We start from the raw sequence: 13,796 nt of genomic DNA, 5'->3' as shown, positions 1-13,796 counted from the left end.
GACGGGCGGAGCGGTGGAGCTGGTGGGGGGACCAGCGACGTGGCACCGCTCCGCCCGTCAGGGGTGGGGGCTGAAGGGGGGTCAGCCCGCCTGGCCGTTGAGCATCGGCGTGAGCTTCTCGTCGTACTGCTTGGCGAGTGCCGTCACGTCACCGCCCTCGGCGATCTTCTGGAAGAGCTCCTCGTAGACCGAGGCGCCCTCCACGGCGGCCCAGCCGGGTGCGGCGGGGGTGAGCTTCGACGCCTCGGCGGTCTCCACGGCGACCTCGCCGAACTTGTCCGGGTTGCCGTCGGCGTCCACGGTCATGAGCTTGTTGAAGTCCGTGTTGGCCGGCCCCAGGCCCGCCTTGGCGAGCATCGTCTGGTACTCGTCCGAGTAGATGATCCGCAGCAGGTTCTCCGAGAGCTCGGGGTGCTGCGACTTCGCGGACACCGCGACGTTCGAGCCACCGGCGAAGACCGGGGCCACGCCGCCGTCGACGCCCGGCAGCGCGAAGATGTCGAACTTCTTGTCGTCCGCCATGCCGTCGCGCACCTCCTTGCCGTCGTCACCCTTCGTCAGGTCGCCGATGGACCAGCGGGCCCAGCCCGGCGCCATGATGGTCGCGCCCTCGGGCGCCTCGCCGTCGGTGCCGTCGTTGATGAAGTCCCAGTACGCCTCGTCCTTGGCCGTCGCCGGCAGGTTCGACGCGTTCTCGAAGACGTCCTGCCACTGCTCGAGGCCCTTGACCGTGTTCGGGTCGGACAGCGTGGAGGTCCACTGGTCGCCGTCCTTGACGGCGAGCTCGCCGTCGTTCGCGAAGACCCAGGAGATGCCGTTGCGCCAGTCCTGCCCGCCCATCGCGAACCCGGACTGCTTCTTGGAGGTGAGCTCCTTGACGGAGTCGCCGAACTCCTCCAGCGTCTTGGGCACCTCGAGGCCGGCCTTCTGCCAGATGTCCTTGCGGTAGAACATGTAGCGCGAGCCGTAGTAGTAGGGCAGCGCGTACTTGGCCTCGTCGATCGAGCCCGCGTCGACGAACGACTGCAGCAGCTTGTCGCCGCCCAGCTCGTCGTACAGCTCCGGCGAGATCTCGCGGAACGCGCCCGCGTAGGTGAACGTTGGCGCCTGCGTGTTGCCGATCTCCACGACGTCCGGGGTGTTCGCGGCGTCGGGCAGCGCGGTCGTGAGCTTGGTGACCAGGTCGGTCCAGTCCTGCTCCTCGATCGTCAGCGTCGAGCCGGGGTTCTCCTCGGCGAACGTGTCGACCAGGTACTTGCGCAGGTCGTCGTTGGTGTCGGCACCGGCGAGCCACAGGGTGATGTCGCCGGCCTCGGGGGTGCCGCCGGTCTCGCCGGTCCCCTCGTCGTCGGCGGGCGCGCACGCGGCGAGCGCGAGCGCCAGGGTCAGGCTCGTCGCCACGCCGGTGGCGACCACACGGGTCCTCTTCACTGGGGATTCCTCTCGATCTTTCTGGGGTCGATCCGAGCACCGCGGCGCCGGGGACGGCGCCGCGGGTGCAGGTCCTTCGTCGGGGTCAGGAGACGCCGAGCTGGGCGGCCAGCACCAGGACGGCCGCACCGGCGAGGACGACGTCCTCGTCGAGCGTGGCCATCCGCAACCGCAGCCCGGCGGCCGTGGCCGGCATCGTGCGGTCCGTCAGGGTCTGCAGGGCGGCGGTGCGCAGCGCGCCGTCGAGCAGGTCGGCGGGGCCGCTGAGCAGCACCTCGCCGAGGTTCAGGGCGCCCACGACGGGCGCGAGGGCGACGCCGAGGGTGCGGCCCACGCCGGCGAGCGCCTCGTCCGCGGCGGCGGGGTCCAGCCCCGCGACAGCGCGGCGGAGCGCCGGGGCGGCGAGCACGGTCTCCAGGCAGCCGTGACGGCCGCAGGCGCAGAGCTCGCCGTCGTCCACGACCGTGACGTGCCCGAGCTCGCCCGCGGCGTCGGCGGAGCCGTGCACCCGCGAGCCGTCGACCATCACCCCGGCTCCCACGCCCTGCCCGACCGTCAGCACGAGCATGGAGTCGGAGGCGCCGCCGTAGGTGTACTCGCCGAGGGCGGCGGAGTTCGCGTCGTTGGCCACGTGGACCGGCAGGGCCAGCCGGTCGGTGAGGATCGCGGCCAGCGGCAGGTCGGTCCACTGCCGGTTGGGGGCCTCGACGACGCGGCCGGAGTCGTCCACGACGCCGGGCGAGCCGACGCCCACGCCGATGACGGGGCGGGTCGCGGCGGAGATCAGGGTGCGCGCGAAGCGCGTGAGCAGGTCCACGAGCGTGTCGCCGACGTGCCCGGCCACCGGCAGGGAGCGGCGCACGACGGCCTCGCCCGTGAGGGTCATGACCGCGCCGCGCATGACGGCGTCGTCCGACAGGTCGACCGCCACGATCTGGTAGGCGTCGGTCCGCATCCCCACGAGGATCGCGGGCTTGCCGACCCGCCGGCCGGGCTGCACGCCCAGCTCCTCGACGAGCCCCTCGGCGAGGAGGACGTTCACCAGGTCGGAGATGGTCACGCGGGTCAGGGAGGTGGCCCGGGCCAGGTCGGCCCTGGAGGTCGGCCCCTCGTGGAACAGGTGCTGGAGCACCAAGGAGCGGTTGTGCGCCCGGGCGTGCTCGGGGAGCACCTTGGAGGTGGCTCGCAGGCCGGCACCCAGACCTCGTCGTGCTGTGCGCGTCGTCGGCGTGGACATGTTTGTTAGTACAGCGTCTTAACTAGCCCTCTGTCAATCCGCGATCCCCCGCCCACGGGAAGGCGTGATCGGATCGTGACGCGCCGACGGCGGCGGATCGGCGACCGGACGACATCGCCCTAGGTCACGGTCTCGGCACGGTCGGGTCACGATCGTGCGGAGCGGGCCGGGCGCGAACCCGCCGCCCCCTACGCTCTGAGCCATGCCCGCCACCCCGCGCCAGGCCCGGACCCGCCGTGCACCGCTCCGCACGGCTCTGGCGGCGACGCTCCTGCTGGTCGTCACGGCGTGCTCCTCGGGCGGGGCCGACTCGGGCGGTGGGTCCTCCGCGGTGGAGGCCGACAGCGCCGGCGCGGCCGCGGACGTCGGCAGCGCCGAGCAGGCGGCGGACGGATCCTCCGTCGCGGAGAGCGCCGCGGAGCCCGGCGCGGCCGCGGCGCGCGAGATCGTCACCACCGGCCGCGCGACCGTCGTCGCCGACGACCCCGCGGCGGCCGCGACGAAGCTCGCGCGGCTGGTCGAGCAGGCCGGCGGTCGCGTCGAGCGACGCTCCGAGACGGCTGCCACCGACGACTCGGCGGGGTCGGCGTCGCTGACCGTGCGGCTGCCCTCCGACCGGATGACCGGCGCCGTCGAGGCCCTGGACACGCTCGGCACGGTCGAGAGCGTCGACATGGACAGCACCGACGTCACCGGCGAGGGGCAGGACCTCGACGCCCGCATCGCCGCGCTGACCACGTCGACGGACCGGCTGCGCGACCTCATGAAGGCCGCCGGCAGCACGGAGGACCTGCTCCAGGTGGAGCAGGAGCTGTCCGAACGCCAGGCCGACCTCGACGCGCTCACCGCGCAGCGCCAGCGCCTGTCCGACCAGGTGGCGATGTCGACGCTCGACGTCGAGATCGTGCCCGAGCCCGTCGCCGCCGCGCAGTCGCGCGGTGGGTTCCTCGGAGGCCTCGCCTCGGGCTGGGGCGCCCTCGTCACGACGATCCAGACGGTCGTGCTCGTGCTGGGCGTGCTGCTCCCGTGGCTCGCGCTCGGCGGGCTCGGCTACCTCGGCTACCGCTGGCTGCGGGGGCGCGCCCGCCCGGGCGCGGGCGACGACCCCTCGGACGGCCCGGACGACGACGCCGACGGCCCGGACTCCCCGCGCCCCGCCGCGCCCGACGAGGCCCCCGAGCCGGTGCCGGCCGGCCGCTGACCGGTCGGCCCTCGCCGCTACTCCCCCGGCTCTGCGCCGTCACGCCCCTCGACCCAGCCGCCCATCCCGGCCCAGCCGGCGCTCGCGCGCTCGGCGGCGAGATCGCGAGGCCACCCCGCGACCCCCGGGCGGCGCTGCCAGGGCCGCGGCCCGTCGAGCGGACGGTACTCGACGCCCGCGGCGTCGAGGCGGGCGAGGTGACCGCCCCGCAGACGCTCCTCGAACCCCGGAGCCGCGGGGTTCCACACCGCCTCCGCGAACGCGACGAGGCGCGGGAAGGCCGCGTAGTCGACCCGGCGCGCCGAGTCGAGGTGCTCGCTCCAGACCTGCGCCTGGGCCCCCAGCACCGTGCCCGGCAGGTCGCCGGCCAGCTCGGGTCGCGCCTCCAGCAGCCCGGCCGGCAGGGGCTCGAACGCCCGCACGTCGGCGACCGTGCGCACGAAGCCCACGGGCACGGGCTCGTCGTCGCCCTCGGCGGCGCGGTGGTCGAGGTACACCTCCTGCTCGGGGGCCATGACGACGTCGTGCCCGGCCGCGAGGGCGTCCGCCGCCACGGCGTGCCCCCGCCAGCAGGTGACGACGACGTCCCGCGGCAGATCGGGCCCGAAGGCCTCGTCCCACACGACGGCGCGGCGGCCCTTCGAGCGCAGGTGCTCGGCGAGCCGCGCGAGGAACCACCCGTGCAGGCGCGCCACGTCGCCCTCCCCGTCGGGGCCGACCAGGCCGAGCGCGGCGGCACGCGCCACGATGTCGGGACGCTCGCGCCACGCCGTCGTGGGCACCTCGTCCCCGCCGAGCGAGACGAACGGCGCGTCGAAGACCTCGATCACCTCGTCCAGGACCCCCGTGAAGAAGTCGACCGCGGCGTCCGACGGGTCGATCACGTCCTCGCTGATGCCCCAGGTGGTGCGCACCTCGTGCGCGCCGGGGCGCGCGGCCAGCTCCGGGTAGGCGGTGAGCAGAGCCTGGACGTGGCCGGGCGAGCCGATCTCGGGCACCACGGTGACGCCGCGCTCGCGCGCGTAGGCCACGATCTCCCGCAGGTCGTCGCGCGTGTAGAACCCGCCGTGGGGACGGCCGTCGTAGCGCTCGGCGCGCCAGGTCCCGACGCCGGACTCGCGCCGCCACGACCCGACCTCCGTGAGCCGCGGGTACCGCTCCACCTCGATCCGCCAGCCCTGGTCGTCGGTGAGGTGGAGCTGCAGCACGTTGAGGTGGTGGGCGGCGGCGAGGTCGACGAACCGCAGCACGTCCGCCTTCGGCAGGAAGTGCCGGGCCACGTCGAGCAGCACGCCGCGCCAACCGAACCGCGGGGCGTCGTCGACGGTCACGACCGGCAGCGCGAGCGGCGCGTGACCGGCGCGGCGGAACGCCTGCGGGCCGGCCAGCTGCCGCAGCGTCTGCGCGGCCGCGTGCGCTCCCGCGGCGTCACCCGCGGCGACGTGGACGACCGCGCGACCGCCGCCGTCGGTGACGGCCAGCCGGTAGCCCCCGGCGGGGACGAGCCGGTCCAGCGCGAAGGTCACGTCGGCGTCCTCGTCGTCCGCAGCGCCGGGTCCGACCGGCACGAGATCGAGCCCGAACGCGTCCTCGCTGACCCGCCTCCACCACCGGGCGGCGGCGCGCAGGTCCGGGTCGGCGGCGACCCGGGCACCGTCGCGCAGAGCGAGCACCTCTCCGTCGGCGCGGAGGGACACAGGGGCGGGGACGACGTCGGCGGCGTACGGCATCCGGCCACCCTAGAAAATGTTCGGGCTCCGAAGCAATGGGCCTCTCCGCTCGGGCCGGGACGCACGAAAGGCGGGCCACCGAGGGTGGCCCGCCTTCGCAGGGGTGGAGCTGCCGGGAATCGAACCCGGGTCCGGTGGCGCTATTCGAGGACTTCTCCGGGCGCAGTCTGCTGTGATTTTCTCGGCCCCCGCACTCACGCAGACAAGGTGCGGACGGGCCCAGTCACCTAGGTGTCCCCGCCGCCCCGGTGACGAGGGCGACGAGCAGTGGCTCTCTAGATGACGTGAGCTACCGGGTCGAGAGCAATCCCGGGCTCACGGACTTCGGAGCTCGCTCAGGCGGCGAGGGCGAAGTCGGTGCGCTTGTTATCGGCACCTATAGGTTTGCAGGCAAGCGTTCACGAGATGAGCCTGCATCCTCGGCCCGCTTCTCCTCGAAGCACGACCACCGTCGAAACCGATCAGCCCCTGTGCATTTGTCAACCAGGTCTGCCGACCCTGTCGGCCACGGGAACCCGTGCCGACGTCGTCCAGTCTAGTGGATCAACCACCGCGGGCGCGCCCTTATTTCCGCAGGCCGCGCCGGGACGGGGACGCCTCAGCCCAGCAGCTCCTGGTGCCGGATGGCGCGCTGCGCCTCGCGCATGTCCTGCTGCTCGCGCAGCGTCTGCCGCTTGTCGTACTCCTTCTTGCCGCGCGCCAGCGCGATCTCGACCTTGGCGCGCCCGTCCAGGAAGTACAGGCTCAGCGGGACGAGGGTGTGCCCCTTCTCCCGGGACTTCACGCCCAGCCGGTCGATCTCCTCGCGGTGCAGCAGCAGCTTGCGCTTGCGCCGCGGGGCGTGGTTGTTCCAGGTGCCCTGGAAGTACTCGGGGATGTGCACGTTCTCGAGCCAGGCCTCGCCGTTGTCGATCGCCGCGTACCCGTCGAGCAGCGACGCGCGCCCCATGCGCAGCGCCTTGACCTCGGTGCCGGACAGCACGATCCCGGCCTCGACCACGTCCTCGATCACGTAGTCGTGGCGGGCCTTCTTGTTGTTCGCCACGATCGTGCGCGGGTCGCCCTGCTTCTTCTTGGCGCCCTTGGCCTTGTTGGACATGGTCTCCTCCTCCCGGTTCGCGCGGTCTCGCGACGACCCAGGATACGGGAGCCCCCCGTCACGGCCAGGGCTTTTCCGCGCCCTGCGAACACACCCGGGGTGTCAGTTCAGCCAGCCGCCCATCGGGTCCGTGGTGCTGCCGTTGACGTAGACCTCGAAGTGCAGGTGGCACGCGGCCGAGGTCCCGGTCGACCCGGAGTAGCCGATGATCTCGCCCTTGCTGACCTTCTCGCCCACGCTCACGGTGTCGTACGTCAGGTGCAGGTAGCGGGACATCACGTTGCGGCCCTTGTACGCGCCGTGGTTGATGAGCACGTTGTTGCCGCCGCCGGACGTGTAGTGCGCCTGCTCGACGTACCCGCTCTGCGCCGCGTAGATCGGCGTGCCGCAGTACGTGCGGATGTCCGTGCCGGCGTGCAGCCGCCAGTAGTGCAGGGTCGGGTGGAACCGCATCCCGTAGGAGCTGGTGACGACGTGGTAGTTCGTCGGCCAGCCGAGGAACGGGCCGGACGACGACGAGCCACCGCCGCCACCGCCGCCTCCGCCGCCGCTGCTGGATCCGCCGCCCCCACCGCCGCCGCTGTTGCTCCGCCGCTCGGCAGCCGCCTGCCTCTTGCGCTCCGCCTCCTCGGCCTTGCGACGCTCCTCGGCGAGCCGGGCGTCACGGGCCTTCTGCTTGGCGATGATGTCCTTGAGCTGCGCCTCGAGGCTCTGCTGCGCCTGCTCGTTCGCCTTGAGCTCCTCGAGGGCGTTCGCCTTCTGCGCCTCGATCGACGCCTTGAGCTTGCGCTGCTTGGAGATGAGGCGCTCGACCTCGGCCTTGCGGTCCGCCGCCTGCCGCTGAGCCTTCTCCGCGGCCACCACGTTGGCGTCGGCCTCGCGCTTGAGATCCTCGATCGCGGACCGGATGGCGTCGAGGCGCGCCTGCTGGTTGCGGGCCACCGCCTCGGCGTCCTGCAGGTCGGTCAAGGTGCGCGCCTGGCTGCGCGCCGCCGACGACGACACCGCGAACTCCTCGAGGAAGTCCTCGGTGGACTGCGCTCCGGTGACGATGCCGAGGGTGCTCGTGTCGTCCCCGTTGCGGTACGCCTGGCGCGCCATCTGCACGACGTCGGCGCGCGCCGCGTCGACCTTGCCCTTGCCGGCCTCGATCTGTCCGGCGACGGCGGCCTCCTCGGCCTCGGCGTCGGACAACCGCTGCGCGAGGATCGCGGCCTTGCGCCGCGCCTCCTCGAGCGCCGCCTCGGCGGCCGCGAGCTCGGCCTGCGCCACCGGGAGCCGGCCCTCGACCTCGTTGAGGTCCAGCACCGCCTGGCGGTACTTGGCGTTGGTGTCCTCGAGCTCCTCCTGCAGGCCGTCGCGCTCGCGCTCCTTCGCGCGCTGCTTCGCCTCCGCGGCGGCCCGCTGGTCGTCGATGTCGTCCGCGGCCGCCGTGCGTGCCGACACCCCGGCGGACACGGTCGCCGACGTCGTCGCGCCGCCCAGCACCAGGACGGCGGCCACGAGCCCGCCGAGCGCGCGCCTGCCGACGCCGGGGGACATCCTCAGGGTCGTCATCTGCGATCTCACACCCTCGTGTACCGGTTGAGCGTCACCACGGACGACACCACCGCCAGGAGCACGGCGATCCCGATGAGCAGCGGCGCGACGATCAGGACGTCGCCCACGTCCACGTAGGCCACCCAGTCGACGGAGTCCTGCAGCCAGTCCGTCACCAGGTACTGCACGGCGAGCCAGAGCCCGCCCACGGCGAGCAGCGCGCCCACCAGCGCGGCGATCGCGCCCTCCAGCATGAACGGCAGCTGCACGAACAGGTTCGACGCGCCGACCAGGCGCATGATGCCCGTCTCACGACGTCGCGACACGGCCGAGAGCCGGATCGTCGTCGTGATGAGCAGCACCGCCGCGAGGAGCATCACGCCCGCGAGCCCCGCGGCCAGCAGCGACGCCCGCCCGAGCGCGAGGAACAACGGCTCGAACACCTCGCGCTGGTCCTCCACGACCTCGACGCCCGCGCGGCCCTCGAGGACGTCGTCGACCACCTGGTACTGCTCGGGGTCGACGAGCTTGAGCCGGAACGACGCCTGCATGTCGTCCTCGGTGAGCTGGGTGCCCTGGTAGCCGTCCGGGTAGAGCTGCGTGAACGCCTCGAAGGCGTCCGCCTTGCTCTCGAAGTAGGTGGCGGCGACGACGTCGGACAGCTCGGTGTCGATGAGCTCCTCGAGCCCGGCGACCTGCTCCTTCGTGGCCTCGCCGTCGGCGCACGTCGGCGCGGTGGAGCCGTCCGGGCAGAGGAAGACGGACACCTCGACGAGGTCGTACCAGTCCCCCTTGAGCTTGGTGACCTGTGTCTGCAGCAGCGCCGCCGCGCCGACGAAGGTCAGGGACACGAACGTCACGAGGACGACGGAGATCACCATCGACAGGTTGCGTCGCAGGCCCTGGAGGACCTCGGTGAGGACGAACTGGAGCCGCACCCTCAGGCCTCCCGTCCCGCGCGCACGCGCTCGTGCTCGCGCAGCACCTGCTGCACCACCTCGTCCGCGGACGCGCCCGCCGGCTCCGGGTCCACGGGCTGAGCGGGCGGCGCCTCGGGCTCCTGGGCAGCCGCCCTCGCGGCCGCCGCCTCGGCGGCCCGCTCGGCCTCGAGGTCCGCCGGCTCGGGCGAGACCTGCACCCGCTGCACCGCCCGCTCGCCGCGACCCGGGGCGTCCAGCACCGGCGTCTGCCCCACCTGCGGCAGGATCGACTCCCGCTCGCCGTAGACCGCGTCGACCTCGTCGCGCACCACCGACCCGGTCGACAGCTCGACGACGCGCTTGCGCATCTCGTTGACGATCTCGTCGTCGTGCGTGGCCATGACCACGGTCGTGCCCGTGCGGTTGATCCGGTCGAGCAGCCGCATGATGCCCAGCGACGTGGTGGGGTCGAGGTTGCCGGTCGGCTCGTCCGCCAGCAGGATCTGGGGCCGGTTGACGAACGCCCGCGCGATCGCGACGCGCTGCTGCTCGCCGCCGGACAGCTCGTGCGGGAGCCGCTTCTCCTTGCCGTCCAGGCCCACCATCTCCAGCACCTCGGGCACCGTGGTGCGGATCGTGTGCCGCGGCTTGCCGATCACCTGGAGGGCGAACGCCACGTTCTCGTAGACCGTCTTGCCGGGCAGCAGGCGGAAGTCCTGGAAGACGACGCCGATGCTGCGCCTCAGGGAGGGCACCTTCCAGCTCGAGAGCCGGGACAGGTCGCGGCCCGCGACGTACACGGTGCCGCCCGTGGGCCGTTCCTCGCGCAGCACGAGCCGCAGGAACGTGCTCTTGCCCGAGCCGGACGCGCCCACGAGGAAGACGAACTCCCCGCGCGAGACGTCGACGGAGACGTCGTCGAGCGCGGGCCGTGCCCCTCGGGCGTAGACCTTCGAGACGTTCTCGAACCGGATCACGACGTGCCTCTCCCCTGCCAGTCGACCGTGCGGCACCGGAGCGGGCACGACGTCACGTCGCGCCTGGGCCGGGGCCGCCCGATTCCCGAGAGTCGCACCCGGCGGGGAGGGTGGCGCGAAGGACACGCCGGTGTGTCGCGGGTCAGGGATGACGCCCGGGGCACCCGTTCAAGACGTCCGGGCGGCGTCGTCGGCCGCGGGGAGCGCGTCAGGCGGCGTCGGCGCCGCCCGAGCGGCGCCAGCGGATCCCGGCCTCGATGAAGTCGTCGATGGCGCCGTCGAACACGGCCTGCGTGTTCCCCGACTCGTGCTCGGTGCGCAGGTCCTTGACCATCTGGTAGGGCTGCAGCACGTAGGAGCGCATCTGGTCGCCCCAGCTCGCCTTGATGTCGCCGGCGAGCTCCTTCTTCTTCGCCGCCTCCTCCTGCTGCCGGATGAGCAGCAGGCGGGACTGCATGACGCGCAGCGCCGCAGCGCGGTTCTGGATCTGCGACTTCTCGTTCTGCATCGACACGACCGTGCCGGTGGGGAGGTGGGTCATGCGCACGGCGGAGTCCGTCGTGTTCACGGACTGGCCACCCGGGCCGGAGGACCGGAAGACGTCGATCTTGAGGTCGGACTCGGGGATCTCGATCGAGTCGGTCTGCTCGATGAGCGGCACCACCTCGACCGCGGCGAACGACGTCTGGCGACGGCCCTGGTTGTCGAAGGGCGAGATGCGCACCAGGCGGTGCGTGCCGGCCTCGACGGACAGGTTGCCGAAGGCGTACGGCGCGTTCACCTCGAAGGTGGCCGACTTCAGCCCGGCCTCCTCCGCGTACGAGGTGTCCATCACCTTCGTCGAGTAGCCGTGCCGCTCGGCCCAGCGCAGGTACATGCGCATCAGCATCTCGGCGAAGTCCGCCGCGTCGACGCCGCCGGCGCCCGCGCGGATCGTGACGACGGCGTCCCGGGCGTCGTACTCGCCGGACAGCAGGGTGCGCACCTCGAGGGCGTCGAGGTCCTTGCGGATCGCCGCGACCTCGGCCTCGGCCTCGGTCAGCGAGTCCTCGTCCTCCATCTCCTGACCGAGCTCGACGAGCGTCTCGACGTCGTCGATGCGCCGCCCGAGCTTCTCCACGCGCTGCAGCTCGGCCTGCGCGGTGGACAGCGCGGAGGTGACCTTCTGGGCCTTCTCCGGGTCGTCCCACAGGTCGGGGGCCGAGGCCTGCTCCGTGAGGTCGTCGATCTTCGCCTGCAGCACCGTGGGGTCGCTCACGGCCTCGATGGAGTCGAGGGTGGCGCGGAGCGCCTTGATCTCTGCGGGGAAGTCGATGGTGGCCACGATCCTCAAGGTTACCCGCCACGCGGCCCGGTCCCGCCCGACGACGTCGGCGGGCTGCCCGCGGCCGGAGTCAGCCCCGCTCGGGCAGCGCGCGGCCGAACATCTGCGCGGTGTCCCGGGCGCTGGGCGTCCCCGCGTCGGGGTCGGCGCCGGCGGCGAGGAGCGCCGCGACGACGTCGTCGGAGCCCTTGAAGACCGCGCCCGCGAGGGGCGACTGGCCGCGCCCGTTGACGCGGTCGACGTCGGCGCCGCGCTCGGCGAGGCCGCGTACCAGGTCGGCGTGCCCGTGGTACGCCGCCAGCATGAGCAGCGTGTTGCCCGCGGCGTCGGCGTGGTCGGCCGGGACGCCGGCGTCGACGAACTCCAGCAGCAGGTCGGCGCCCGCGCGGGCGAGGTCGAACATCTGGTCGAGGTCGACCGGCAGCTTGTCGACGGGCGGGTTGTCGTCGGTCATGCGCGCGAATCTACCGGGCGGGGACGGCGGTCCGGGTCGATCCTGGACCGAGCGGACCCCGTGCACGGGGTCCGCGCCACGACGGAGCACGGAGGCGGGCGGGGATGGCGACGTACCGGTGGCGGCGGCTCGGGTCCGGCGGCGTCGAGCACCTCGACCTGCTCCCCCGCGACGACCGGCTCCGCGCCCGGTCCGTCGTGGACCTCGGGCCGGTGCGGCTCGAGTACGCGATGGAGCTCGACGCCACCTGGACCTTCCGGGGCCTGCGGCTGCGCTCGTCGGACCGCCGCCAGCTCGACCTCGGCCGGGACGACGACGGCTCCTGGTGGGTCGACGGCGCCGCCCGGACCGACCTGGCCGACGCCGTGGACGTGGACCTCTCGTTCAGCCCGTTCACGAACACGCTGCCGATCCGCCGCCTCGACCTCGCGGTCGGGACGGCGGCCGACATCGTCACGGCGTACGTCGACGGGGACACCTTCGAGGTCTCGCCCGACCCGCAGCGGTACACCCGGCTCGACACCGACCGGTACGTCTACGAGTCCCGCGACGGCGACTTCCACCGCGAGATCTCCGTCGACGCCGACGGCCTCGTCGTGGACTACCCGGGCCTGTTCACCCGCCTCGCCGACGACGGATGAGCGGACCGGTCAGGCGGCGGCGATCTCCCGGCCGGGGCCGAAGACCTCGTGGTGGATGCGGTCGGCGGTGACGCCGCGGCCGAGCAGGGCCGACTGGACCACCGCCATGAAGGGCGCCGGGCCGCAGAGGTAGGCGTCGGCGTCGTGCGGGACGTCGACGCCGTCCAGGTCGATGTACCCCGAGCGCAGCCGGTCCTGCACCGGGCGGGTCCCGAGGTCCTCGTACCAGCGGTGCAGCTCGGCCGTCGGGAGGTCGTCGACGAGCGCGCGGAGCTCCGCGCGGTGCGCGTGGCGCGACGGCGATCGGTCGGCGTGCAGCACCACGACGCGGCGCGAGGTGCCGACGTCGCGCAGGTGGTGCAGGAAGCCGATCATCGGCGTGATGCCGATCCCCGCCGAGACCAGCACCAGCGGGTTCTCCCCCTCGACCAGGGCGAGCTCGCCGAACGGGGAGGAGACCTCGAGGGCGTCGCCCTCGAACACGTTGTCGTGCAGGTGGTTGGAGACCTCGCCCGCGGGCGCGACGCCGCCCGGGACGGCGCCGGCGAGGATCGCCTTCACCGAGACGGCCCACGCGCCGGGCGCCCCGGCGCCCGTGAGGCTGTACTGCCGGATCTGCCGCGCGCCATCGGGCAGGGTGACGGCGACCGAGACGTACTGCCCGGGCCGCGCGGCGGGGAGCGGGGCGCCGTCCGAGGAGACGAGCTCAAGCGAGATCGTGTCGGGCGACTCCTGCACCCGCCGGCGCACGTAGGCGGTGCGCCACACGTCGCCGGGCGCCACCCCTGCCTCGGCGTAGAGGCCGAGCTCGATCTCGACGAGCGCGTCGGCCATGTCCCAGTAGACCTCGTCCCACGCCGCGGCGACCTCGGGCGTGACGGCGTCGCCGAGCACCTCGACGATGGCGGCGAACAGGTGCTCGTGCACGATCGGGTACTGCTCCGGGAGGATCCCGAGCGAGGCGTGCTTGTGCGCGATGCGGGCCAGGACGGCGCGCGGGTCCGGACCGCCGTCGACGAGGAGGGTCGCGTAGGCCGCGATGGCCCCGGCGAGCGCCCGCTGCTGGTCGCCGCGGGCCTGGTTGCCGCGGTTGAACAGGTCGCGCTCCAGCTCGGGGTGCGCGGCGAACATGCGCCGGTAGAAGATCGGCGTGATGTCGCCGATCGCGCCGCCGATGACGGGCAGCGTGGCGCGGACGACGGCGGCGGACTCGGGGGTGAGCATGGGTGACTCTCCTGTCTCT

11 protein-coding genes, 1 other RNA gene and 1 pseudogene are annotated in these 13,796 nt (G+C 73.1%); 2 read left to right on the top strand and 11 right to left on the bottom strand.

The annotated features are described in order from the left end of the window. Nucleotides 1–81: 81 nt before the first annotated feature. Together ACFQ8E_RS06385 and ACFQ8E_RS06380 are read right to left on the bottom strand one after the other, a co-directional pair. The gene (locus ACFQ8E_RS06385; RefSeq protein ID WP_430549745.1) at nucleotides 82–1,431 is read right to left on the bottom strand and encodes an extracellular solute-binding protein; all 1,350 of its coding nucleotides are present in this window, start codon (nucleotides 1,429–1,431) and stop codon (nucleotides 82–84) included. An 85-nt stretch (nucleotides 1,432–1,516) separates the two neighbouring features. Continuing rightward, nucleotides 1,517–2,668 (bottom strand): ROK family protein, encoded by a 1,152-nt coding sequence (locus ACFQ8E_RS06380; RefSeq protein WP_430549744.1) that lies wholly within the window; start codon nucleotides 2,666–2,668, stop codon nucleotides 1,517–1,519. 202 nt (nucleotides 2,669–2,870) lie between these two features. Here ACFQ8E_RS06380 and ACFQ8E_RS06375 point away from each other — a divergent pair, with 202 nt between their 5' ends. Then, nucleotides 2,871–3,869, top strand: coding sequence for a DUF4349 domain-containing protein (locus ACFQ8E_RS06375; protein ID WP_430549743.1), 999 nt, complete (start codon nucleotides 2,871–2,873; stop codon nucleotides 3,867–3,869). A gap of 17 nt (nucleotides 3,870–3,886) precedes the next feature. Here ACFQ8E_RS06375 and ACFQ8E_RS06370 read toward each other — a convergent pair whose 3' ends face one another. The 8 genes and pseudogenes from ACFQ8E_RS06370 to ACFQ8E_RS06335 form a co-directional block, all read right to left on the bottom strand. Next, complete coding sequence (locus ACFQ8E_RS06370; protein ID WP_430549742.1) at nucleotides 3,887–5,599, bottom strand: beta-N-acetylhexosaminidase; 1,713 nt, start codon at nucleotides 5,597–5,599, stop codon at nucleotides 3,887–3,889. Between the two features lie 101 nt (nucleotides 5,600–5,700). Continuing rightward, nucleotides 5,701–6,068: a transfer-messenger RNA gene (ssrA, locus tag ACFQ8E_RS06365) on the bottom strand. A 129-nt stretch (nucleotides 6,069–6,197) separates the two neighbouring features. Further along, entirely contained in the window at nucleotides 6,198–6,698 is a 501-nt protein-coding gene (gene smpB, locus ACFQ8E_RS06360; protein WP_429762444.1) for an SsrA-binding protein SmpB, read from the bottom strand. A 102-nt stretch (nucleotides 6,699–6,800) separates the two neighbouring features. After that, nucleotides 6,801–8,255, bottom strand: a complete 1,455-nt coding sequence (locus tag ACFQ8E_RS06355) for a peptidoglycan DD-metalloendopeptidase family protein (RefSeq protein WP_430549741.1) — start codon at nucleotides 8,253–8,255, stop codon at nucleotides 6,801–6,803. 8 nt (nucleotides 8,256–8,263) lie between these two features. After that, entirely contained in the window at nucleotides 8,264–9,175 is a 912-nt protein-coding gene (gene ftsX, locus ACFQ8E_RS06350; protein ID WP_430549740.1) for a permease-like cell division protein FtsX, read from the bottom strand. 281 nt (nucleotides 9,176–9,456) lie between these two features. Next, nucleotides 9,457–10,134, bottom strand: a pseudogene (gene ftsE / locus ACFQ8E_RS06345) (cell division ATP-binding protein FtsE); the annotation flags it as partial. Between the two features lie 208 nt (nucleotides 10,135–10,342). Continuing rightward, nucleotides 10,343–11,458: a peptide chain release factor 2 gene (prfB, locus tag ACFQ8E_RS06340; protein WP_430549739.1), complete on the bottom strand. Its 1,116-nt coding sequence runs from the start codon at nucleotides 11,456–11,458 to the stop codon at nucleotides 10,343–10,345. 70 nt (nucleotides 11,459–11,528) lie between these two features. After that, a complete protein-coding gene (locus tag ACFQ8E_RS06335; protein WP_430549738.1) occupies nucleotides 11,529–11,912 on the bottom strand; it encodes an ankyrin repeat domain-containing protein in 384 nt (127 codons plus the stop codon). Between the two features lie 104 nt (nucleotides 11,913–12,016). On the opposite strand from ACFQ8E_RS06335, the gene ACFQ8E_RS06330 reads away from it, so the two are divergent. Continuing rightward, complete coding sequence (locus ACFQ8E_RS06330; protein ID WP_430549737.1) at nucleotides 12,017–12,553, top strand: putative glycolipid-binding domain-containing protein; 537 nt, start codon at nucleotides 12,017–12,019, stop codon at nucleotides 12,551–12,553. Between the two features lie 9 nt (nucleotides 12,554–12,562). On the opposite strand, the gene ACFQ8E_RS06325 is transcribed toward ACFQ8E_RS06330, so the two are convergent. Next, a complete protein-coding gene (locus ACFQ8E_RS06325) occupies nucleotides 12,563–13,777 on the bottom strand; it encodes a globin domain-containing protein (RefSeq protein WP_430549736.1) in 1,215 nt (404 codons plus the stop codon). Nucleotides 13,778–13,796: the final 19 nt, after the last annotated feature.

Origin of the sequence: Isoptericola sp. NPDC056573, from assembly GCF_042793335.1 — a bacterium.
In the GTDB taxonomy this organism is placed as follows: Bacteria; Actinomycetota; Actinomycetes; order Actinomycetales; family Cellulomonadaceae; genus Isoptericola.
This window is presented reverse-complemented; position numbering and strand designations above follow the sequence as displayed.